The organism is Burkholderia pulmonis (assembly GCF_984667975.1).
The window spans coordinates 124,278-145,344 of sequence record NZ_OZ480188.1 but is presented as its reverse complement, the minus strand read 5'-3'; the positions used below and the strand labels follow the sequence as shown (position 1 = coordinate 145,344).

Here is a 21,067-nt window from a genome sequence, read left to right as displayed (position 1 = left end):
CGCGGTCAGGCCGGACACCGGATGAAAAACGGCATGCTGGCGGGCGGTTGCCGGCCGGGCCGCCTGCGCGAACCGGGCGGCGCCGGGCGGCCTCGCGGCGCGCCGGGCTTCAGCCCTGGTCGTCCCCGGGCCACCAGGTTTTGGCCTCGCGGTCGACGGCGAGCGTGTCGAGATCCTTGCCTTCGAGCCATTTCGGCCGGGGGCCGCGCCCCGACCACGAGCGGCCGGTCGTCGGATCGTAGTACTTGGCAGGCGCCTTGCGTTTTCGCTGGACGATGTAGCCGAGCGCACTCAGCACTTCCTGCTGCGAGATTCCCAAAAGCTCGACCTGTTCCTTGAAGGCCGCCAGCGCGGCTTGCTTTTCCTTCTGCTTCGCGTCCGACAGCTTGATATTCAGGTCCCGAAGTTGTGCTTCGAGGTCCTGCAGGGCCTGGGTCATGTATTCATCCTCTTTGGGCATGTTTTTGCAAAAAGCTCCGATGGGCGAACCTACCACGAAGTTCCGCCGATCGGGACTATCGAATGAGTGAATCGTTTGCCTGAGCCGGCATGGTTTGCGCGATGCGCACTAAACGACGTCGTGCGTCATTGAGTGGCTGGACCAGGCCGGCAACGTGCGGCACGCCGCGTACATATGCACGGGGCGAACGGCGGCGGCAAGTGATTCGCCGCACCATGGCACTGGCGCGGCATGGCGCGAATGATAGCAGTGCGCGGTGTCGTGTTGCAGAAGTCGCGGACCGAAGTTGATGCGGATGCGCCGTTCAGCGGTCCGCGCCGCCGGCATCCCACGCGATCCGGTCGAACAGCGCGCGCAGCTTCGCGCCGCGCGCCGCATTCAGCGCCGCGGCATGCGCGACGCGTCCGGCCAGATGCGCGCGGAAATCCGGATGCGCGTCGCGATTCTGCGAGGCCGGCCCATGCCGGACGCAGTTGGTCAGGATGGCCTTCAGGCGATCGAACGCGTCGCGCGCCAGGTTCGGATGACGATTGACGACCACGCCGGCCAGTTGCTGCCGTGTCCCGCGCCGCATCACGCGCGTCTTGCGCAGTTGCAGCGCGAAGCCCTCTTCGAGCGCGATCGCGGCAACCCTGACCTGCAGCCGCTCGATGTTGCGCGCGAGCGTGCTGCCGCCCGAAAACGCGAGATCGTCCGCATAGCGCGTGTAGGTCGCATCGAGCGAACGCGCGAGCGCGGCGAGCCGCATGTCGAACCGGAACGCGCACAGGTTCGCGAGCGCCGGCGACGTCGGCGCTCCTTGCGGCAGATGCCGTTCGCGATAGCGCTGGCGGCCGATCCAGTCGAACCGGTCGCGCAGGTCCGGCGCCAGCAGCCGCGCCGACGGCACGCGATTGGTACACAGCCCGGTGAGCGTACGCGCGACTTCGGCCGGATACCCGAGTGTCGCGAACAGCGCATGCACGCGTGCGGCGCGTACCGACACGAAGAAATCCGCGAGATCGAAGCGCACGACGACATCGCGATCCGCATGCGGCGCCGCGAACGACACGATCCCGTGCCCCTTGCGGAAACCGTGGACCGCGCCATGCGGCGCAATGCGATCGAGCAGCCCGTGCAGGATGCGGCGCTGCGCTTCGCGCAGCCGTCCCTTCGGGATTTCGACGAGGCGGCACCCGCCGCTGCGCTTGTCGACCGCGATGTACGTGTAGTGATGCAGCGGCGTCGCGCTGCCGCGCGCATCGACGCGCCAGTGGTCGGACAGCCAGTCGAGCGCCGGCGTGCTCGTGCCGAGCCAGTCGGCGAGATCGCCCGGCGTCGCCCATTGCGGCACGTCGCAGCCGGCGAGCGGCGCGGGCAGCGGCCGCTGGACCGGCGGACGCCGCACGATGCGGATCACTGCCGGCCGACTGTCGCCGTACCACGCGAGTACGAACGCGGGCGCCTCGGCCAGGTCCGCCGCAAGCACGTCGATGTCGACATCGGCCCAGTTCGTGCCGAAGCGGGCGAGCGCGGCGTCCGCGCATTCGTGCGCCCAGGGCTGCGCGTCGCCGAGCACGGCCGCCATCCGCGCGATGACGCCAGCGCGCTCGGGTGCACCGGCGAGCATCGCCTCGGCTATCGTGCGGGTGGTGTCGCGCAGGGATGAATGCATGGGCGAAGATGGGCGGGACGATGAGTCAACGTGGCCGGTACTGCGAGGGGATGCGTTGCGCAACGCGCAACCGGTTCCCTTGCGACGCATCGGGGTGTCGATCTCATCCACGGGGTAGCCCCGTAGTCCTGGAACATCGGCTGCCTGTTCCGGGGGTGTGCTTGACCCACCGCCCCGCGTCGCGACTTTAATGGTCGGCGACGCCGGGTGTCAAATCGGGCCGAACGAGGCGCGATGCACGGGGTTCCCGCTTCGTGCAACGCCTCCGGGCGTCGCGCTCACGCGCGCCGGGAAAACAGGTCGCTGGACGCGATCGGCGCCACGCCGATGCCGACCATGCTGTTCAGCACCGTCGCCCAGCTCGCGTCGTTCACGCCGACGGGAAACGACCGGACGCGATTGGCGAGCAGCCAGAAGGTACGCGTCATGCCGTCGCTCATCGCGACCTCGTAACCGCTTTCCACCGTCCAGTAGCCGACCGACGGCATCGGCACCGGCGCGTCGCGGCCGCCCTTGAACCCGGCGGCGGCCATCGCGAACTTCCGGTCGAACGGCATGGCCTGGCGCGGGACGCAATCCTGCGAATCCCGCTTCGGAAACGCGGGGCTCGTCTCGAGCCAGCGGCGATAGAACTTGTCGGCGTCGACATGGACGATGAAATGCTCGTCCCCACCCGGCTGGGCCATCAGATAGCAATCTGCCTGGTTGGGCACCGGGACGCGCCACGTTGCGCGCTTCGCGCTCAGGTCGACCAGTTCGCAGGCCATCGGCCGGAGCCGGATCGATGCAGCGGATTCGGATTCGCGCAGGTCGCGCGCGCGCAGGATTCCGTTGTGAAGACGTGTCAGCATGGGCCCTCTCGTTCTCTCGGTCTTTTCGAATGAGTCAGGGCCCGTGGAGCGCTCCACGCCGCCGCGGCAGCGGCCGGCAACGCACGACGTGCCGGCTGCGCGACGAGGGCGCCCGGTACCCTGACGCTCCCGACTGAATCGGGAACCCGCGCAGTGTAGCGTCTTTCGGTGCCGGTACGATGAACGTGGCCGTTGCAACGCAGCATGCCGGGCCTGGGGCGCCGGGCGATCCGGGCATCAGCGCTCGAGCAGCCGCCCCAGCCGCATCATCGTGACGTTCACGCCGAGATGGCGCATCGACGGCTGCACGATCACGCAGTTGTCATACGGCGTGACGATCACGTCGTCGCCGTCGCGCGCGATCTCGGTGCCGGCCTGCTCGATCACCTCGAGCCCCGTGAACGGCTGCGAAAACCGGAAATCCATCGAGCGCGCGATGACCGGCTCCGTGATCTCGACGAATTTCTGCCGCACCGGCGCGGTTTGCGTGAGGAACGCCGCGACATCGTCGCGCGCGACGACGCCCGCATGCAGCAGGAAGCGCGCGGCGCTGTCGAGCGCGACGTCGCGCGCGCTGGCGGCGAAGTGCTGGCCCGTCTCGATCAGCAGCGCATTCTTCGTGCTCGCCGGATCGCCGAAGCCGCCGTAGTCGCGCAGCCGCGTGCCGTTCGCGTGGCCGCGATCGACGATCACGTGCTCGGGTGTGCCGATCGCGGCCGCCAGCGCGATTGCCTTGTCGAGCGGCCCCGTCATCATCAGCGGCGCCGATGCTTCGTGCATCGAATGAATGTCGAGCAGCAGGTCGACCGTATCGAGCAGCGGCCGCATCGCGCGCGCCCGCACAAGCTCGCGGCTGTCGCGCATGCCGTCGAGCGCGGCCGGCGTCCATACGCGGTTCATGTCCTCGTCGAGATAGCGCGTCGCGTCGGCGTTCTCCGCGCTGAAATGTTCGTACGCGCCGACGTTGCCGAAACCGAGCGACAGCCGCCCCGCGACCGGACGCAGGCCGGCGGCCAGCAGCGCGTCCACCGCGATCGCGCCGCTGACTTCGTTGCCGTGCGTGAGCGCCAGGATCATCACGTGCTTGCCGGGCTTGCCGCTGTCGAACGTATGCAGATAGTCGATACCCGTATTGCCCGCGCGCCAGCGCGAGATGTCGGGGAAGGCCACTTCGATCGGATAGGCCGGCAGCGCGGCGCGGATGGCTTCAAGCGTGGTCATGTCGGAAGGGCTCGTCAGGGTTCGGGGAAGGTGCAGCCGGCGTCGGCCGGTTGCACCGGATTCGGGTTCGTGGCCGGTACGTCACGCCTCGGTCGCACGCGTCGACGGCGCGGCGCCCGCGGCCGCACCGCGCATCCGGCGGCCGAGCGAGATCACCGACGTGATGCCGAGTACGGCTGTCGCCATCACGTAGAAACTCGGCGCCAGCTTGTTGTGCGTCGCGTCGATCAGCCAGGTCACGATCAGCGGCGCGAAGCCGCCGAACAGCGTGACCGAGAAGTTGTACGACAGCGCGAGGCCCGTGCCGCGCGTGCTGGTCGGGAAGATGTCGGCGAGCAGCGCCGGCAGCGGCGCGAGGCTCACCGCGATCAGCAACCCGACGAGCGCCTGCACCGCGAGCAGCGTTTCGACGGTCGGATAGCGGTTCAGCGTCACGAACAGCGGCCACGTCGTCACGCCAACCAGGATCAGCGCAACCAGCATCACGCGGATGCGGCCGAAGCGATCCGACAGGTGCCCGACGACCGGCGCCGCGACCATCAGCATCGCGCCCGTGACGACCGCGCCGAGATACGACGACGTGGCCGGGATGTGCAGTTGCTTCACCGCATACGTCGGCATGTACAGCTTGTGCACGTAGTTGAACGCCGTGGCTGTCGCGACGACGCCCGCGCCGAGCAACATGTTCGCGCGATCGCGGACGAACACGTCGCGCAGCGGCGACTTCGCCCGCCCCTGCTCGCCGAGCCGGCGGAAATCGGCCGGTTCGTCGATGTTGCGGCGAATGTACAGGCCGACCGGGCCGATCAGCAGCCCGACCGCGAACGCGACGCGCCAGCCCCATGCGTGCAGCTGGTCGGTCGTCAGCAGCAGGCTCAGCAGCGCGGACACGCCGGCCGCGAGCACCGTCGCGAGCCCCTGCGTCGACATCTGCCAGCTCGCAAAGAAGCCGCGTCGCTTCGCGTCGGCCTGCTCGACCATGAACGCGGTCGCCGCGCCGAATTCGCCGCCGGTCGAGAAGCCCTGCAGCATCCGCGCGACGATGATCACGAGCGGCGAGGCGATGCCGATCTGCGCATACGTCGGCGCGAACGCGATCATCGCGGTGCCGACCATCATCAGCCCGATCGACACCGTCAGCGACGCCTTGCGGCCCGCGCGGTCCGCATAGCTGCCGAGCACGATCGAGCCGAGCGGACGCGTGACGAACGAGATGCCGAACGTGCCGACCGACAACAGCAGCGAGGTCGCCGCGTCGTGCGTCGGGAAAAACAGCTGGCCGATTACGATCGCGAAGTAACCGTAGATCAGCAGGTCGTAGAACTCCAGCGCGTTGCCGATGCTCGCGGCGCAGATCTCGCGCCACGGATTGTGCGGGGCCGCCTGCGCGGCGTGCGGGTTGCGGGTCATGCCTGTGCTCCTCCATTCATGCTGGCCGTCAGGATTTTGAAAGACGGTGCGCGGCGGTTGCCGGCGGCCGTTCGGGCCAGTCAAGCGCGGAGTGTAGGCACCGCGGGGCGTGCGTTCGTGCCGTTTCGGCACGCAAGCGTGCTGATCGGCGCATCGGGTGCGCCGGGCGGTTCGGGCCGCCGGGTCAGCCGGCCGGCGCCCCGTCGTCGTCGCGGGACGGCGCAGCGCGCCAGATGGCGTCGAGTACCGGATGCGATTCGTTCCGGCGCCGGTACAGCGCGATGTCGAAGCCGATCTGCCAGTCGGCACCGCCGACGATCGCGAGTTCGCCGCGCCGCACGTCGTCCGCGACGAGCCGCTGCGGCAGCCACGCGAGGCCGAGCCCGCGCCGCGCCATCGCGAGGATCGCTTCGTAGGAGTCGGCCTGGTACACGGGCCGCAGCGTCGGACGGTTCGGCATTTCGGCGAGATGGCGGGCGAGCACCGCGCGCAATGTCAGCGTGCGGGCGAACGCGAGCCACGGCACCGGCGCCTGTCCGGCCGGCAGCCGGTAGCGCGCGCTGCCGCGCGCATCCAGCGCGCTGACGGGCACCAGCACCTCGCGCGCGACGGACAGCCAGTCGAACCGGTCGCGATCGATCAACAGCCGCGTGTGCGGGCTCGAATAGACGATCAGCATGTCGGCTTCGCCGGCCGTGAGCTGCAGGATCGCCTCCTCCGCGCTGCCGGTCGACACGGTCGCCGTGAAGAAGCCTGCGCGCGCAACCGTCTCGTCGTACCAGTCGGGGAAGAAGGTGGCCGACAACGTGCGGCCGGTCGCGATCCGCAGGTTGTTTTCCAGCACCGGCGATGCTTCCTGGAGTTGCGTGCGCGCGCCGTGCAGGATGTCGAGCGCATTCGACGCGGCGTCGAGGAACACGGTGCCGGCCGCCGTCAGTTCGAGCGGCTTCGTGCGCGCGATCAGCCGCGTGCCGACCCATTCCTCGAGCGAACGGATGCGGCGGCCGAACGCCGGATGCGTGACGAAACGGTTTTCGGCTGCACGCGTAAAGCTGCGCGTGCGGGCGAGTTCGACGAAGTCTTCGAGCCATTTCAGTTGCATGGCCTGGCTCCTGGATGGGCGGTGGCGCGCCGTGAGGTGCGCGGCGGATTGGCCGGCCGATGCCGGCGGGGTGGCGCGAACCGCGGACGGAACCTGATCCTACTGCGCCTGCGGCGCCTCGCGCAGCACGGTACTCAGCGCGATATCGAACGGTGTCGCGTACTGGATCCCGAGGTCACGCACGCGCGATGCGTCCAGATGGCAATCGTACGGGCGCGGTGTCGCGTCGGTCGGCTGGTCGACCGGCGTGAGCAATGCGGCAATGTCGAGCGCGGCCGCGATTCGCTGCGCGATGTCGTACTTCGTCATCGGCTCTTCGCCCGACCAATGGCGGATGCCCGTGACGGTTCCACCCGCGAGGTGGCGCAGCGTCAGGTCGCGGATGACTTTCGCGACGTCGGGCGTGTAGGTCGGGTAGCGGATCGCCCATGCGTCCATGCCGACGGCTTCGGCACCCGGCTGCGCGGACGCGACGATCGCCGGGACGAGGCTCGTGACGGCCGACTCGCTCCAGTCGGCAATCGGGCCGAAGAGCAACGGCAGGCGCAGCACGCAGGACAGCGGCGATGCCGCGAGGAGGGCCGCCTCGCCTTCCAGTTTGGTCCGGCCGTAGATGTTCAGCGGATTCGGGAGGGCGTCTTCCGTGTACGGTGCGGCCTTGCCGTCGAAGACGTAGTCGGTCGAGATGCCGAGCGTCCATGCGCCATGGCGCGCGGCGAGCGCGCCGATGCGGGCCGGAGCCGTGACGTTGATCGCGCGGGCGGCTGCGGGATCGCGTTCGCAAACGTCGGGACGGCGTTCGGCGGCGCACACGATGACGGCCGCCGGCTTGCGGGTTTCGAAGAGGTGTTCGAGGGACGACTGATCGAGGGCGTCGAGTTCGGCGATGTTTTCCTGCGGCAGCGCGAGAAGCTTTGCGCCTGCGCTTTGCGGGTTGCGGATGGTCGCGAGCAGCGTCAGCGACGATTCGCCGGCCAGGGTTGCGGCAACCGCACGGCCAAGGAGGCCGGAGGCGCCGATGAGGAGGACGGTGGGGAGGGCGGTCGACGAGGCTGGATTGGGCACGGGTGGCAACGCGGGTTGAATGGAGGGGCGCTGGATCGCGTCAGGCGTTCCAACGGAGTCGCGTCGAGGATAGCGGAAAAAACGGAACGGTCGGCGATCCCGGTAATTGCGTGACCACGTCATCAGGATTGCGGGCGCCGGGGCTCAGGGACGGGTTCGCCTGGACGCCGACGCGCCCACCTCGCGCCAACCCGCCGGACTGCGTCGTCCGAGAACGACAATTCCGCCGGCCGCGTGACGCTGTTGCGCGCCGCATCGCGCTACCGCACCCCGCCCGACAGCGCGCACGCTGGCAGCGTGTCGCCGGTCTTCGCCGCATGTGCTTGCGCCGAACCCGGCCGGCGTCGACACGCTGCGGGCCGGGTTGCGACTGCAGGCGTCGGACGCATCGGGCGCGACGCCGAATCCTGCGGGCGACACCTGCGCGACCGGCAACGGTTCGTCTGCGCGCCAAACGACAAAACCCGGCACGCTTGCGCGCACCGGGCCCGTTACCCTGGACAGCAACGTCCTGCGCGTTACTTCCGGTCGGCCGAATACCGCCCCGGCCCGGTCAGCGCGAGCAACAGCAGCCCGCCGATGATGCTCACGTTCTTGTAGAAGTTGATCATCGCCATGTACTGCTCCATCCCCTGCAGCGCCCAGTAGCGATGGCCGATCAGCGCGGTCGCGAGCGTATAGGCGGCGAACGCCAGTGCGAGCGGCCGCGTATAGAAGCCGATCGCGATCAGCACGCCGCCCACCAGCTCGACCGCCACCGCGATCGCGGCCGCCAGCTCGGGCGCCGGATTCCCCGTCGACGCCATGTACGCGACCGTGCCCGAAAAACCGGTCAGCTTCTGCCAGCCGAACAGCACGAACAGGATCATCATCAGCACGCGAGCCGCCAGCAGCAGCTCGTCCTTCTTCGACTCCAGCGAAACGTAACGCATAGCCATCACCCTTGAATTGACCGTTTGATGCATCCGGTGCCGATGCGCGCCGAATCGGTGCGCCAGGCCGGCAACGGACCACTCCTCGCACACTCGGACGGCAAGCCACCGGGCCCGCCGCCGAAGAATCCGTCCGGTTGCGCCGCGGTTGCCGGCGCGCTCCGGATCGGTTCCGGCGAAGCACGAGTGCAGTCTACTGTCCCGCCGTAAATCATCAATCCGTCAAAACATGATTCGCTGTCTCGAATAAGTGGACAATCGGAGGCGACTGGCCTGTCACGCAGTACCCGATTGCCCGCGCCAGCCACCCTCTTCTCCGTTTCAGGAACGTGAAAGATCCGCACGTCTTTGTGCGTAGCCGGTTTTGACCGCTATTGTCGGCCCGAATTGATGCACATCGGCCGGAATGGCGCATCGCATCCGTTATTCGGCCGTGCAATCGATGCGCGATTCGCCGTCACCCGCTTCGCCCCGACTACTCGATCGTCTTTGCAATCGACGAAGCATGCCGTTTCGAACAGCGACACATGGCCCGGAAATACGCCTGCGCCGGACGAAAACATTTCACGGGCATGCGGCCTGACGTCGCACGCCGCGACACAATGCCCGCCTGGAAAGGCTCGCAGCCCGATATCCGCCTGGAACAACATTCTTGCCACACCGTTCATCCGCCGGGTGTTTAGCGGAATGAACGAAAAGCGTGTCATCAAAGATTCATGCTTTCAGCAAGTTTTCAATGCAGCGGGAAATCCCTCAATAAATACAATTAAAATCATGTACTTGTGCGGAAACATCGCGCGTTTCCGTCATATCTCGCACTTACCCTTCTCCCGCCCACAGTTTTCACAAGAAGCATTACAAAAAATTACCAATTAATACCGATTTAAATATACGATAGCGCACCGATTCCTTCTTACGTTTCCCCGACACTTCCCGCGAACTGCGGGGTGCGTCGCGCGGGAAGCGGCATGCAGGCGAATCGCCACGAGCCCGCGCGGATCGCCGCAGGCAGGCTCGGCAGCCGTTCGTCACAGGATCGCCTTTCAACCGGAGTCACCCATGGCAACGAACACGCCCGTCAATAACAACGCGAACGCGACCAGCCTGCTGCAGCAGGCGGCGCAATCCATCATCAACGGCTCGACCGGCAATCCGTCGATGGATGTCGGCTCGCTCGTCAAGACACTGGTGAACGCGAAGACGGCCGGCCGGGCCGCGACGCTGGCGGCTTCGCAAACGACCGGCAGCACGCGGATTTCCGCATTCGGCGCGCTGTCGTCGGCGCTGGGCGCGCTCGAGGCAGGCCTGACGTCGCTGAAGAACGGCGCGCTGCAGTCGACGTTCAACGCCGTCGCAAGCGGCAAGGGCCTGACCGCGACGGCGGGCGCGGGCGCAGTCCCCGGCACCTACACGATCGGCGTCACGCAGATCGCGACCGCCCAGGCGCTGTCCTCGGCGGGCTTCAACGGCAGCAAGGCGCTCGGCACCGGCACGCTGTCGCTGTCGCTCGGCAGCCAGTCGTTCAAGGTCGAGGTCGGCAGCACGAACAACACGCTGTCGGGTATCGCCGCCGCGATCAATTCCGCGTCGGGTAACCCGGGAATCAGCGCGACGGTCATCAACGGCACGGACGGCGCGCACCTCGTGCTCGCGTCGACGAAGACGGGCTCGGCGAACGCGATCAGCGTCGCGGTCGGCAACGTGTCCGACGACAACGGCCTGTCGAGCCTCGGCGTCACGTCGACGCCCGACACGGCCGGCGGCGCATCGAAGATCGATTCGGCGAACAGCGCGGCCGCGTGGCGGCAAAGCGCCGTCGCACAGGACGCGAAGTTCACGATCAACGGGATCGCATCGACCAGCGCGAGCAACGCGGTGTCGAGCGTGCTGACGGGCATGACGCTGAACCTGTCGGCGGCCGCGGTCAGCGCGACCGATACGCAGACGCTGACGGTCAGCACCGACACGAAGTCGCAGGCAGCCACGATCACGAATTTCGTGAACCTGTACAACACGGCCGTCAAGACGATGGGTGCGCTGTCGAGCTACACGGCAGGGGCAAGCTCGCAGGGCGCGCTGATCGGCGATTCGACGCTGAACACGATCCGCAACTCGCTCGCGTCGATCGTCGCGCGCGGCGTCGACACCGGCGCCACCACCGAGAAGGGCAACGGGCACGTGAACCTGCTGTCGATCGGCATCAAGCTCGAGAAGGACGGCACACTGAACGTCGATGCCGCGAAACTCGACAGCGCGCTGTCCGCCAACCCGTCGGGCGTCGCACGCCTGTTCAATCCGGAGAACGGACTCGGCACGCGCCTGGCCGAGCAGATCACGCACTTCACGAAGAAGGACGGGATGATCGACGTGCGCACGAACGCGCTGACCGCCGACCTGAAGCGCGTCACGCAGCAGCAGGCGGATCTGTCCGACTACGCCACGCAACTGACCAATCAGTACAAGGCGCAGTTCACGTCGCTCAATACGCTGATGGCCAAGATGAACTCCAACACGCAGTACCTGACGCGGCTGTTTGGCGGCGCGAACAGCGGCGGCACGCTGTCGAACAAGTAAGCGGCTGCCGGGCACGGTGCGTGCAACGGCTCGAGCCGTTGCACGCACCGTGCCGTACGAAGAGGAAGTCGTTCACGCCCGGCGGTGCGCAAGCGCTTGCCGGGTTCGCGTCATCGCAGCAGGCAGCCGGCCCGCGCGTGGCGTTCCTGAAACGGGCCGGGCGTCAGCCCAGACCCTCGACGCGGTCGGCGAAAAGGTCGATCGCACGCGACACCTGCCGTCCGAAATAGCCCGGCCGCTCGCGCTCGTATGCGCGCAGCAGCGACGTGCATTCGCGCTCGGCCCAGCGCCACACGGGGCCCTGCTTCGCGAAGACCGGATGATCGTGCAACTCGGCCGGGACCGCGTGCTCGTCCTCCCAGCCCCAGAAATAGGCCTGGTACGCGCGGCCGAACGGCATGCCCAGATTATTCGCCACGGTCTCGTCGTGGCGCAGCGTGAAGTCCACGATCTCCTTGCGTGCATGGCCGCCGGCGGCGTCGTGGCGCGCTTCGATCCAGCAGTGATACCGCGCGAGCTGCGACAGATGCCGTGCGGTGCGGCGCCGCTCGCGCGTCGTGCACAGCGCGTACAGGTTGCCTTCGCCGAAATCCATCACCTCGCCGCCCGCGAACGGCCGGTAAGACTTGCCGGTCAGCAACGTCAGGACCTGCGCACCGACGATCGCATAGTCGGCACAGCGCATGTAGCCGCTGCGCGTCGTCGCTTCCGACACACTCCGGTGGACGACCTCGTCGATCACGGCGTGCAGCATGGCATCAACCGGTGCGGCCAGGATCGGGGGCTGGCTTGTCGTCGTCGCGAGGTGCATGGGAGGGCGAATGCGGATTCAGCGGTTCATCGGTAAAAATCACTCCGCGGCATAATATTACGAATCGTTACGGGAAGCGAAGAAGCGATTGCACAGATTTGTGCGCTTTTGTCGTGCGACGCAGAAACTTGCGCGGAGCGGCCGGAGGACGCGGCGAAACGCGCGGCGCGGGGAATCGGGTAGACGAGCGTCGGCGCCGCGCTCGCGGGCGGCTCGAGTCGAGATGCGGAGGATGAAAACCGGGCGGCACGACGACGCAGCGCCGGCAGGCGGGGTCGCCATCGCCTCAATCGGGCATCGCGGCGATCGGGTCGCATGCGCGACGCATCGCGCGAAGCCGGTTCTTCTTGCGGCCAAGGGGTGGTCGCATGCACACCACCATGCGATCACGCGCCGCGACAACCCTGCGGCACGCGACGCGCATCATGCCGCGGCGATCCGCCGGCGGAAATGTTCGGTTCCGGCCACGATCTTGTCGAGCACCGCGTCGAGCGCCCAGAACCGCTCGCGCACGTCGTAGTCGATCGCACGGCACTTGATCGACCCGAAGGTGCCGATCCGTTGATGGTAGAGCTTCGCGAGCGCCGGGTAGCCCAGCGCTTCCGACACCGCCGACACCACCAGGAACGTGGACAGCTCGTCGGCCAGCGCCGGATGCGATTCGCCCTGCGTGCGCAGCCACCGGTAGAGATCGGGGTGGAAGTTGGTGAACACGCCGTTGAACCCGGCGGAACCGGCCTTCATCGCGTCCCACGCAATCGCGGCGTTCGCGTTCAGGATCTTCAGCGGCGATCCCGCGGCAAGTGCGACACGCCGCTTCACCGTCGCCAGGTCGCAGCTCACGTCCTTGAGCATCACGAACCGGCCGGTGTCGATGCATGCGCGCAGTTCGTCGTCCGACAACAGCCGCCGGTAAGGGGCCGGACATTCATACAGGCCGAGCGGCAGATCCGACGGCAGCCGCGCGAGCAGCCGGTGAAGATGGTCGAGCAACGCAGCGCTGCCCTTGCGTTGCGGATCGAGCCGGTTGGTCACGAGCACGACGCCCTGCGCGCCCGATTCGGCCGCCGCGCACAGCTCGGCGACCTGCGCGTCGAGATCGTCGCTGATGTGCCCGGACGCAACGACGGGCACGCGCCCGGCCACCCGCCCGACCACGAAGCGCGCGAGTTCCGCGCGCTCGGCCAGGCTCAGGAACTGCATCTCGCTCGATTGCGCGACCGCGAACAACGCATCCGAGCCATGCGCCAGATACCATTCGATGAGCCGCTCGAGCCCGGCGTAGTCGATCGCGCCGGCGTCGTCGAACGGCGTCAGCATCACCGGTACGATCCCCTCGATGGTCACGTTCGATTGCTGCGGGTGTTGCATCTGTTTCTCCTTGCTTCAGTAAATGCGGATGCGGGCTGCATGCTCAAGCCGGCAACGGTCCGGGCGCGGCGTTCGCAGCCTGTTCGGGAATCGGCTTGCGCACCAGCAGCAGGTACGCCATCGCGCCGGCGAACGCGATCGCCGCGGCCGTCAGCAGCGCCGGCACGAACGACCACTTCTGCGCAATGATGCCCGTCAGGATCGGCGCAAGCGCGCCGCCGATGAAGCCGCCGAAATTCTGGATCGCGCCGAGCGATGCGATACGGCTCGGCGGCGCGGCCGCCGTCGCGAGCGCCCACGAGCAGGCCGACGCCGCGTTCGCGAGAAAGATCACGACCGAAATGCACGCGAGCGCGACCGTGTTGCTCTGCACGAGCGCGGCCGGGATCGTGAACGCGACCATCCCGAGCATCGCGACCACCACCGCATTGCGCCGGCTCACGACCGGCGACCGGCTGCGGCGCGTGACCAGATCCGACAGCCAGCCGGCCACCAGCGAACCCACGAACCCGCACAGGAACGGCACCGACGCGGCGAACCCGGTGCGGATCAGGCTCATGTGCCGCTCCATCGTCAGGTAGCCCGGCAGCCAGGTCAGGTACACCCAGTTCAGGTACACGGAGCCGAAGAAGCCGATCAGCATCCCCCAGGTCGTGCCGTGCGAGAACAGGCTGCGCCATTCGGCGAACGTCAGCTTCGGTGCCGCGACGACGCTTTGCGCGTCGGCATCGAGATAGCTGCGTTCGGCGGCGGACAGTTGCGCGCGCACCGGATCGCGATACAGCGCGAACCACACGACGGCGACGACGAGGCCGAGTGCGCCGGTCGCAATGAACGCCCAGCGCCAGTCGAGCGACACGACGAGGATCGACAGCAGCAGCGGCGCAAGCGCGGTGCCGAGCGGCGACGCCGCGTTGAAAATGCCGGTCGGCGTGCCGCGCGCGCGCAGCGGGAACCAGTTGCTGACCACGCGCGCGGCCGACGGAAATTGCGGCGCCTCGCCGATGCCGAGCACGATGCGCGCGACGATGAACCAGCCGAACGTCGACACGATGCCGCCCGCCGCCTGCGCGAACGACCAGACGATCAGCCCGATGCCGAGCAGCCGGCGCGGGCCGATGCGGTCGACGAGCCCGCCGACCGGAAACTGGCACAGCGCGTAGCTCCACGAGAACGCCGACAGCAGCAGCCCCATCTGCGAGAGCGACAGGCCGAGATCGCCGCGGATCGCCGAACTCGCGACGGCCAGCGTGCCGCGATCGAGATAGTTGACGATCCCGCTCGCCATCAACAGCGCGAGCGCGATGCGTTGGCCGCGCCGGATGCGCGGCGGCGCGGGCGGAACAGGTTGGTTGTCGTTCATGTCGATTGTCTCCATGTCACCGGTATCAGCCGCTTCGGGCCGTTCCGTCGTCTGCTGAATTCAGCTATCCAAACGGATCACTTCGTCGCGCGTCGGGATCGACGTCTGCGCGCCGTGGCGCGTGACGCTGATCGCTGCCGCGCGCTGGCCGAAGCCGATCGCGTCGTCCATCGATGCGCCGCCGGCGCGGGCGGCCGCGAACCCGCCGACGAACGTGTCGCCGGCCGCGGTCGTATCGACGGCCACGACCGCCAGCGCCCGATGGCGGCCGTTCCCTGCGCTGCCGCGCCAGCAGACGCCGCGCGCGCCGAGCGTGACCAGCACGTTGCCGACGCCCTTCGCGCACAGCGCATCGGCGGCGCGCATGGCGGACGCATCGTCGCCGACCGCGATGCCGGTCAGCGATTCGGCTTCGGTTTCGTTGACGACGAGGTAGTCGACCCGCGCCAGCAATGCGTCGAACAGCGGCTGCGCGGGCGCGGGGTTGAGCAGTACCGGCGTGCGGTGCGCACTCGCGCAGGCAATCGCGCGCGCCACGGTGGCGACCGGCACTTCGAGCTGACATACGAGCAGCGCCGCGCCGGCAATGGCGGCGCGCGCCGCGTCGATCCGGTCGGCATCGACGCACGCGTTCGCGCCGGGCACGACGACGATGCTGTTCGCGCCGCCGTCATCGACCGTGATCGTCGCCACGCCGGTCGCGGTGCCCGCGATCCGGTGCAGGTGCGTCACGTCGATGCGCTCCGCCGCGAGCGCGTCGTGCAGGCGTGCGCCGAACGCGTCATCTCCGACGCATCCAATCATCGCAACCACCGCGCCCAGGCGCGCGGCTGCGACCGCCTGGTTCGCACCCTTGCCACCGTGAACGGTCTGGAACGTCGTGCCGAGCAGCGTCTCGCCCGGCACCGGCAGGCGCGGCGCACGCGTGACGAGGTCGATGTTGACGCTGCCGACGACGGCGATACGCGGCGAAGAGGTGTCGCTCATGCTTGAATGTAATCGCTTACATTTTTGATCGACAAAATGACCGGAAAGGTCGTTGCCTCTGAAAATTTCGCGATGCAGTTGAAATCCATGTCTGACATAATACGAAGCAGCAAGAAGATAGCGCTTACATTCTCACAGGATCGAATGAGGTTGCAAGCGGGACCATCATGAATCGAGGGTAAACAATGACGCATTGGGCCGCGCACCGCACAGGCAGGACCGCCACGCCGGGAGACTGCCGATGAGCACGCCGCCGCCCCGCGGCGGTGCGTCCCGGGCGCGCCGCGGCAGCGGCCGCTCGGTGCTCGGCGACGTCGCGAAACTGGCCGGCGTGTCGACCGCGACGGTCTCGCGCGTGTACAACGATCCCGGCAAGGTATCGGCCGACGTGCAGCAGCGCGTGCGCGATGCGGCCCGTGTGCTGAACTGGATTCCGAATGCAGCCGGCCGCGCGCTCGCGTCCACGCGCACTCACATCACCGGCGCGATCATTCCGACGCTCGACGACCAGGTGTTCGCGTCGCAAGTCGCGGGCATGCAGACGGTCATGGCCGAACACGGCATCACGCTGTTCCTCGGCTGCTCGAACTACGATCCCGCGCAGGCGCTGGCGCAGGTGCGCGCGATGCTGTCGCGCGGTGTGGAGGCCGTGTCGCTCGTCGGCGAAGCATACCCGCCCGAACTGTTCGAACTCCTTGCGATGCATCGCGTGCCGTACGTCGTCACCTATGCGTATCGCGACGACAGCCCGCACTGCTGCATCGGCTTTGACAACCGCGCGGCGTTCGCGCGGATCACCACGCACCTGCTCGACCTCGGCCACCGCGATTTCGCGATCATCATGCAGCCGTCGGCGGACAACGACCGCGTGCAGGCCCGCCTGCGCGGCATCCACGACACGCTGGCCGCGCACGGGCTCGCGGTGCGCCCCGTGCATCAGCACGAGGGGTCGGCCACGATCGCGTTCGGGCGCGCGAGCCTGCGCGCGATTGCGGACAGCGATGCGGCGACGCGGCCGACCGCCGTGATCTGCGGCAACGATGCGCTCGCGCTCGGCGCGCTGCTCGAAGCGCAGGCGCTCGGCATCGACGTGCCCGCGCAATTGTCGATTACGGGGTTCGACGACATCGCGCTCGCGCGCGAGATCCAGCCGCCGCTGACGACGATGTGGGTCGACACCGACGCGATCGGGCGCCAGGCCGCCCGTGCGTTGCTCGACGCGCTAGAGAACGGCGCCACGGGGCGCGGCTGCGCGGTGGTACCCGAGTTGCGCACGCGGGAATCCGCTGCGCCGCCGGCGCAGGTGCGGGTACGCGCGGCGCGCAAGCCATGACCGCGCGCCGGGCAACCGCGCCCGCTTACTGCATTACGTCGACCGGCAGCGCCTTGTCGAGATTGTCGCGCCATGCGTCGATCGTTTTCGGCACGGTTTTCCGCCACGCCGGCACGTTCGAGTAATAGCGCATCCGGACGTTGTTCTTCGCATCGAACACGAGCAACCCGATCCACAGATCGGTACCGCGGCGCATCACGATTGCCGCGTTCGTCGTCGCGATGCCGCGCACCCAATACGACGTCACGTGGGCGTTGAGCCCGTCGAGATCCTTTTCGTCCGCGCTGTAGTTCACCATGTCGACGAGCGTCTGATAATCGGCGCCGAGCAGCTTGTGCGCGGTCGCGTTCTGCTGCGCGTCGGCGACGACCTTGAGGCTCAGCAGGTCGGCCGGCGGCGCGGCCCGGAATTTCGCGGCGGTCACGTAGTCGCCCGCGTACATGACGCCGGCGCCGGCCCCGCAATCGAAATCGGCCCCCTGTTGCGTGACGCGGATGCGCGCGCCCTTCCGGTCGAAATCGAGCCGGCACTTGTCCTTGCGATAGATGCCGCTGTCGCCGTGCAGCACGATGTCGCCGTCGAGCCCGCCGGTATTCGCACCGTTGTTGCCGCTCAGCTCGAAATGCAGCCGCGGCGCGGTGCCGGTCAGCGTCAGCACGCCGCCGAACGACGGGTTGTCGCTCGTCATGTACCACGTCTGCTGCCAGCGATCGGCGGCCAGCGGCGCGCCGTCCAGGCTCGCGAGCCGTTCGCGGTAGCGATCGCCGAGACACGACGCGTCGCTGCCGCACTGGTCGCGCTGCCTGAGCCACTTCAACTGTGCGGCCTTCAGCGCGGCCGTATCGCCGCCTTTTGCAAGAGACTTCTTCCACGCCGCCGACAGGTCGCCGTCGAGCTTCGACAGCGCGGCATCCGCGCAGATCGTCTTCTCGGTGGGTGAAGCGGCCTTCGCGCAGTCGAAGCCGGCCGCATGCGCGGCAACCGGCAGCAGCGTCAGCAGTGCGGCCGCCGCGAGGGACGGCAGGTGCGTGCGCCGCTTGTCGGATGCGGAAATCGCAGCGCATTCGCGCGGATTCGATCGGTTCTGGATGGTCATCGTCTTGATCGTCGCTGGGTCGCGCGCCCGTAGAAGCTACCTGCACGCAACATTCGAGGTAAAAACGCCCGGCCCGGCATGCGACGCATGCCGCCGCCCGCCGAAGCGTAACCCGAATGCACGACGCCGATCAATCGACGTTCGATGTCATTGCAACCGTTTCCGCCGCCGCGCTGCAGTGCACGATACCGGCGCACAATACGGCTTCCGTCGCATGATCGAAGATCCCGATGAATACCATCGCGCCGTCGCCTTCGTGCGGCGCCAGCCCTTCGTCTTCCATCGACGAGAACCGGATGCGCCGCGCGGCGACCTGGCACACGCGTGTGGTCACAACCCCTTCCGCATCGGCCACGCGCACGATGCCTTTCGCGCGCAAGACCGTGCGCGGCAACGCCTTCAGCCACGCACGCAGCCGCGCCTTGTCGAGTACGGCCGGCACGACGACGGAGGCACTCGCGAACGCCGGCATCGCGGCATGGCCGATCGGCCGGTGCACGCGCGCGATATCGCGCGGCAACGCACGCCGATCGGGCACGGCCGCGTCGAACAGCAGCGCGAGCGGAATCTCGCCCTCCCGTGCCGCCACGACGATATCGGTCGGCGCGCACGCGCGCACGTCGTCGAGCACCGCATCGCGCCGTTCCGGCGCAACGAGGTCGAGCTTGGTCACGACGATCGCGCCCGCGCCGTCGAGCTGGCGCTGCGCCATCGCGCCGACGAGCGGATCGGCCAGCGTGTCGCGCCACGCGAGCGCGTCGACGGCGACGAGCACCGACGTCAGCCGGAACTCGCCGTTCAGCAGCCCGATCTGGGCGATCTTCGCGGGGTCGGCCACGCCGCTCGCTTCGACGAGCAGCAGTTCGGGCCGCACGTCGCGCGTCGCGACGCGCGTCAGCGCATCGACGAGCGCGCCGCCGATCGTGCAGCAGATGCAGCCGTTGTCGAGCTCGATCACGTCGTCGCCGCGCGCACGCACGAGGCGCGCATCGATGTTCACCGCACCGAAATCGTTGACCAGCACCGCGATGCGCCGGCCGTGCGGCGCCTGCAGGATCGCGTTGACGAGCGTCGTCTTGCCCGCGCCGAGATAGCCGCCGATCACCGCGAGGTCGATCGGCACGCGCGCGGCCGCGACGGTATCGGCCTGCGCACTCATCGCGGCGACCGGAACACGCGCCCGCCGAGCACGGTGCCCCACACGGCGAGTGCTTTCAAACGCGCGGGTGCGCACACCGACGGATCGTCGTCGAGCACCGCGAAATCCGCGTACTTGCCGATCTCGATGCTGCCGACGAGATGATCCATTCGCAGCGTATACGCCGCACCGAGCGTGATCGCATGCAGCGCGTCGTCCACCGTCAACCGTTCGCCTTCGCCGAGCACGCGCCCGGACGCGGTCTCGCGCTGCACCGCGCACCACGCGGTGAACAGCGGATTCAGCGGCGTGATCGGCGCATCCGAATGCAGCGCGAACGGAATGCCGAGCCGCCGCGCGGAGCCGGCCGCGTCCATCCGGTTCGCGCGATCGGGGCCGATGGTCTGGCTGTAGTGCGCATCGCCCCAGTAGTACAGATGATTCGCGAAGAAGTTCACGCACATCCCGAGTGCGCGGACGCGCCTGAGCTGGGCGGCGTCAGCCATCTGGCAGTGCTGCAGCGTATGACGATGGTCGGGGCGCGGATGGCGTGCGAGCAGCGTCGCCATTGCATCGAGCACGACGTCCGTCGCCTCGTCGCCGTTGGTGTGCACGTGCAGTTGCAGCCCCGCGCGATGGAACGGCTCGAACACGTCGACGAGCTGCGCGGGCGGAATCAGCCACAGCCCGTTCGGCTGGCCGCCCGCATAGCCGGGCCAGCGCACGCGCGCGGTGAAGCCCTGGATCGAGCCGTCGACGATGAACTTCACGGGCCCGAAGTGCAGCTTGTCGGTATTGCGTTCGATCTCCGCGAGCACGCTGTCGGCCGAACGCGCCGGATTGCGCTGCGGCGCGAAGGCCGGCACGATCCTCACCGGGTAATCCGGATCGGCGGTCACCTCGCGCAGCGTGCGGTTGCCGTCGGCCGACAGGTCGTTGACGAGATCGGTGGCCGTCGTCACGCCCGCGAGCTGCGCAACGCGCCCGAAATTCCAGACCGCGTGCGGCTTCTCGCTCGCGGAAATCGCGAGCTTGCCGCCGATCGTCTGGTACACCGGCAGCATCGCCGCGAACTCCTGCAGCTCGCCCGTCGGGCGGCCGTCGGCGTCGCGCGACACGCCGTCGATGTCGGTGTCCTCGTCGATGCCCGCGCGGGCCAGCATCGCGCCGTTCACGTTCATCAGGTGCACGCTCGCATGCAGGATCACGATCGGCCGCTGCGCCGACACGCGGTCGAGCTCGCGCACCGTCAGCCGCGCGGTGCCGAAGAAGATCGGATCGAAGCCCCACGCGAGCAGCGGCCCGTCGTCGGTCATCGCGCGCTCGGCATCGGCGAGCCGGTCGAGCACCGCGTCGAGCGAACGCAGGCCCGGCCACAGCGTGCCGTCGGGGCCGCGCCGGTCGTAGTAGCCGACGTACACGGCATCCCACATCGCGCCTTCCATCAGGTGGCAATGCCCTTCGACGAGGCCCGGCATCAGCACCTTGTCGCGCAGCGAGTCGTCGGTCGTGCATGCGCCGAAGCGCGCGGGCCATGCGGCTGCGTCGGCGGCGTCGCCGACCGCGAGGATGCGGCCGTCGCGCACCGCGACGTGCGTGGCCGACGGCTGCGCCGGGTTCATCGTCAGGATGCGGCGTGCGGTGAAGACCGTCACGGGCGCGACCGGCGTTGCGGATGCTTGCATGGGCGTGGCGCTCC

General features: G+C 68.2%; 18 protein-coding genes. 3 read left to right on the top strand and 15 right to left on the bottom strand.

The genetic code is table 11. The annotated features are described in order from the left end of the window. Window positions 1–109 precede the first annotated feature (109 nt). The 8 genes from AC5LXK_RS32550 to AC5LXK_RS32515 form a co-directional block, all read right to left on the bottom strand. Window positions 110–439 (bottom strand): H-NS histone family protein, encoded by a 330-nt coding sequence (locus AC5LXK_RS32550; protein WP_493394730.1) that lies wholly within the window; start codon window positions 437–439, stop codon window positions 110–112. Window positions 440–764: 325 nt separating this feature from the next. After that, the gene (locus tag AC5LXK_RS32545) at window positions 765–2,114 is read right to left on the bottom strand and encodes a reverse transcriptase family protein (protein WP_493394729.1); all 1,350 of its coding nucleotides are present in this window, start codon (window positions 2,112–2,114) and stop codon (window positions 765–767) included. Between the two features lie 278 nt (window positions 2,115–2,392). Continuing rightward, a complete protein-coding gene (locus tag AC5LXK_RS32540) occupies window positions 2,393–2,965 on the bottom strand; it encodes a plasmid fertility inhibition factor family protein (RefSeq protein ID WP_493394728.1) in 573 nt (190 codons plus the stop codon). Between the two features lie 237 nt (window positions 2,966–3,202). Then, window positions 3,203–4,186: a M14 family metallopeptidase gene (locus AC5LXK_RS32535; protein ID WP_493394727.1), complete on the bottom strand. Its 984-nt coding sequence runs from the start codon at window positions 4,184–4,186 to the stop codon at window positions 3,203–3,205. Window positions 4,187–4,267: 81 nt separating this feature from the next. Continuing rightward, complete coding sequence (locus AC5LXK_RS32530; RefSeq protein WP_493394726.1) at window positions 4,268–5,596, bottom strand: MFS transporter; 1,329 nt, start codon at window positions 5,594–5,596, stop codon at window positions 4,268–4,270. 184 nt (window positions 5,597–5,780) lie between these two features. Beyond that, window positions 5,781–6,698: a LysR family transcriptional regulator gene (locus AC5LXK_RS32525; protein ID WP_493394725.1), complete on the bottom strand. Its 918-nt coding sequence runs from the start codon at window positions 6,696–6,698 to the stop codon at window positions 5,781–5,783. 99 nt (window positions 6,699–6,797) lie between these two features. Continuing rightward, window positions 6,798–7,763 carry a dTDP-4-dehydrorhamnose reductase family protein gene (locus AC5LXK_RS32520; RefSeq protein ID WP_493394724.1) on the bottom strand — a complete coding sequence of 322 codons (966 nt, stop codon included), beginning with the start codon at window positions 7,761–7,763 and terminating at the stop codon, window positions 6,798–6,800. Between the two features lie 518 nt (window positions 7,764–8,281). Beyond that, window positions 8,282–8,695, bottom strand: a complete 414-nt coding sequence (locus tag AC5LXK_RS32515; RefSeq protein ID WP_493394723.1) for a DoxX family protein — start codon at window positions 8,693–8,695, stop codon at window positions 8,282–8,284. A gap of 390 nt (window positions 8,696–9,085) precedes the next feature. Between AC5LXK_RS32515 and AC5LXK_RS32510 the strand changes: the two genes are divergently transcribed. Then, window positions 9,086–9,571, top strand: coding sequence for a hypothetical protein (locus AC5LXK_RS32510; RefSeq protein ID WP_493394722.1), 486 nt, complete (start codon window positions 9,086–9,088; stop codon window positions 9,569–9,571). A 183-nt stretch (window positions 9,572–9,754) separates the two neighbouring features. Next, window positions 9,755–11,269, top strand: coding sequence for a flagellar filament capping protein FliD (fliD, locus tag AC5LXK_RS32505; protein ID WP_493394721.1), 1,515 nt, complete (start codon window positions 9,755–9,757; stop codon window positions 11,267–11,269). Window positions 11,270–11,432: 163 nt separating this feature from the next. Here fliD and AC5LXK_RS32500 read toward each other — a convergent pair whose 3' ends face one another. From AC5LXK_RS32500 to rbsK, 4 genes are all read right to left on the bottom strand, one after another. Continuing rightward, window positions 11,433–12,080, bottom strand: a complete 648-nt coding sequence (locus tag AC5LXK_RS32500; protein WP_493394720.1) for a hypothetical protein — start codon at window positions 12,078–12,080, stop codon at window positions 11,433–11,435. 423 nt (window positions 12,081–12,503) lie between these two features. After that, entirely contained in the window at window positions 12,504–13,451 is a 948-nt protein-coding gene (locus AC5LXK_RS32495) for a dihydrodipicolinate synthase family protein (RefSeq protein ID WP_493394719.1), read from the bottom strand. Window positions 13,452–13,494: 43 nt separating this feature from the next. After that, window positions 13,495–14,814: an MFS transporter gene (locus AC5LXK_RS32490; protein ID WP_493394718.1), complete on the bottom strand. Its 1,320-nt coding sequence runs from the start codon at window positions 14,812–14,814 to the stop codon at window positions 13,495–13,497. A 60-nt stretch (window positions 14,815–14,874) separates the two neighbouring features. Beyond that, window positions 14,875–15,801, bottom strand: a complete 927-nt coding sequence (gene rbsK / locus AC5LXK_RS32485; RefSeq protein WP_493394717.1) for a ribokinase — start codon at window positions 15,799–15,801, stop codon at window positions 14,875–14,877. Window positions 15,802–16,042: 241 nt separating this feature from the next. Here rbsK and AC5LXK_RS32480 point away from each other — a divergent pair, with 241 nt between their 5' ends. Further along, window positions 16,043–17,134: a LacI family DNA-binding transcriptional regulator gene (locus AC5LXK_RS32480; RefSeq protein WP_493394716.1), complete on the top strand. Its 1,092-nt coding sequence runs from the start codon at window positions 16,043–16,045 to the stop codon at window positions 17,132–17,134. Between the two features lie 25 nt (window positions 17,135–17,159). Here the strand turns inward: AC5LXK_RS32480 and AC5LXK_RS32475 are convergent, their stop codons facing one another. The 3 genes from AC5LXK_RS32475 to AC5LXK_RS32465 all read right to left on the bottom strand — a co-directional run bounded on the left by AC5LXK_RS32475 (window position 17,160) and on the right by AC5LXK_RS32465 (window position 21,053). Further along, window positions 17,160–18,230 (bottom strand): lysozyme inhibitor LprI family protein, encoded by a 1,071-nt coding sequence (locus AC5LXK_RS32475; RefSeq protein ID WP_493394715.1) that lies wholly within the window; start codon window positions 18,228–18,230, stop codon window positions 17,160–17,162. Between the two features lie 130 nt (window positions 18,231–18,360). Next, complete coding sequence (locus AC5LXK_RS32470; protein WP_493394714.1) at window positions 18,361–19,389, bottom strand: CobW family GTP-binding protein; 1,029 nt, start codon at window positions 19,387–19,389, stop codon at window positions 18,361–18,363. Beyond that, window positions 19,386–21,053, bottom strand: coding sequence for an amidohydrolase (locus AC5LXK_RS32465; protein ID WP_493394713.1), 1,668 nt, complete (start codon window positions 21,051–21,053; stop codon window positions 19,386–19,388). Before AC5LXK_RS32465 ends, AC5LXK_RS32470 begins: the two co-directional genes overlap by 4 nt. Window positions 21,054–21,067: the final 14 nt, after the last annotated feature.

What these genes read in the sequence shown, in the direction of transcription:
- AC5LXK_RS32475 (WP_493394715.1), bottom strand. Translation starts at nt 18,230, where the DNA reads ATGACCATCCAGAACCGATCGAATCCGCGCGAATGCGCTGCGATTTCC.
- AC5LXK_RS32525 (WP_493394725.1), bottom strand. Translation starts at nt 6,698, where the DNA reads ATGCAACTGAAATGGCTCGAAGACTTCGTCGAACTCGCCCGCACGCGC.
- AC5LXK_RS32480 (WP_493394716.1), top strand. Translation starts at nt 16,043, where the DNA reads ATGAGCACGCCGCCGCCCCGCGGCGGTGCGTCCCGGGCGCGCCGCGGC.
- AC5LXK_RS32535 (WP_493394727.1), bottom strand. Translation starts at nt 4,186, where the DNA reads ATGACCACGCTTGAAGCCATCCGCGCCGCGCTGCCGGCCTATCCGATC.
- AC5LXK_RS32510 (WP_493394722.1), top strand. Translation starts at nt 9,086, where the DNA reads ATGCACATCGGCCGGAATGGCGCATCGCATCCGTTATTCGGCCGTGCA.
- rbsK (WP_493394717.1), bottom strand. Translation starts at nt 15,801, where the DNA reads ATGAGCGACACCTCTTCGCCGCGTATCGCCGTCGTCGGCAGCGTCAAC.
- AC5LXK_RS32500 (WP_493394720.1), bottom strand. Translation starts at nt 12,080, where the DNA reads ATGCACCTCGCGACGACGACAAGCCAGCCCCCGATCCTGGCCGCACCG.
- AC5LXK_RS32470 (WP_493394714.1), bottom strand. Translation starts at nt 19,389, where the DNA reads ATGAGTGCGCAGGCCGATACCGTCGCGGCCGCGCGCGTGCCGATCGAC.
- AC5LXK_RS32545 (WP_493394729.1), bottom strand. Translation starts at nt 2,114, where the DNA reads ATGCATTCATCCCTGCGCGACACCACCCGCACGATAGCCGAGGCGATG.
- AC5LXK_RS32490 (WP_493394718.1), bottom strand. Translation starts at nt 14,814, where the DNA reads ATGAACGACAACCAACCTGTTCCGCCCGCGCCGCCGCGCATCCGGCGC.
- AC5LXK_RS32530 (WP_493394726.1), bottom strand. Translation starts at nt 5,596, where the DNA reads ATGACCCGCAACCCGCACGCCGCGCAGGCGGCCCCGCACAATCCGTGG.
- AC5LXK_RS32465 (WP_493394713.1), bottom strand. Translation starts at nt 21,053, where the DNA reads ATGCAAGCATCCGCAACGCCGGTCGCGCCCGTGACGGTCTTCACCGCA.
- AC5LXK_RS32515 (WP_493394723.1), bottom strand. Translation starts at nt 8,695, where the DNA reads ATGCGTTACGTTTCGCTGGAGTCGAAGAAGGACGAGCTGCTGCTGGCG.
- AC5LXK_RS32495 (WP_493394719.1), bottom strand. Translation starts at nt 13,451, where the DNA reads ATGCAACACCCGCAGCAATCGAACGTGACCATCGAGGGGATCGTACCG.
- fliD (WP_493394721.1), top strand. Translation starts at nt 9,755, where the DNA reads ATGGCAACGAACACGCCCGTCAATAACAACGCGAACGCGACCAGCCTG.
- AC5LXK_RS32540 (WP_493394728.1), bottom strand. Translation starts at nt 2,965, where the DNA reads ATGCTGACACGTCTTCACAACGGAATCCTGCGCGCGCGCGACCTGCGC.
- AC5LXK_RS32550 (WP_493394730.1), bottom strand. Translation starts at nt 439, where the DNA reads ATGACCCAGGCCCTGCAGGACCTCGAAGCACAACTTCGGGACCTGAAT.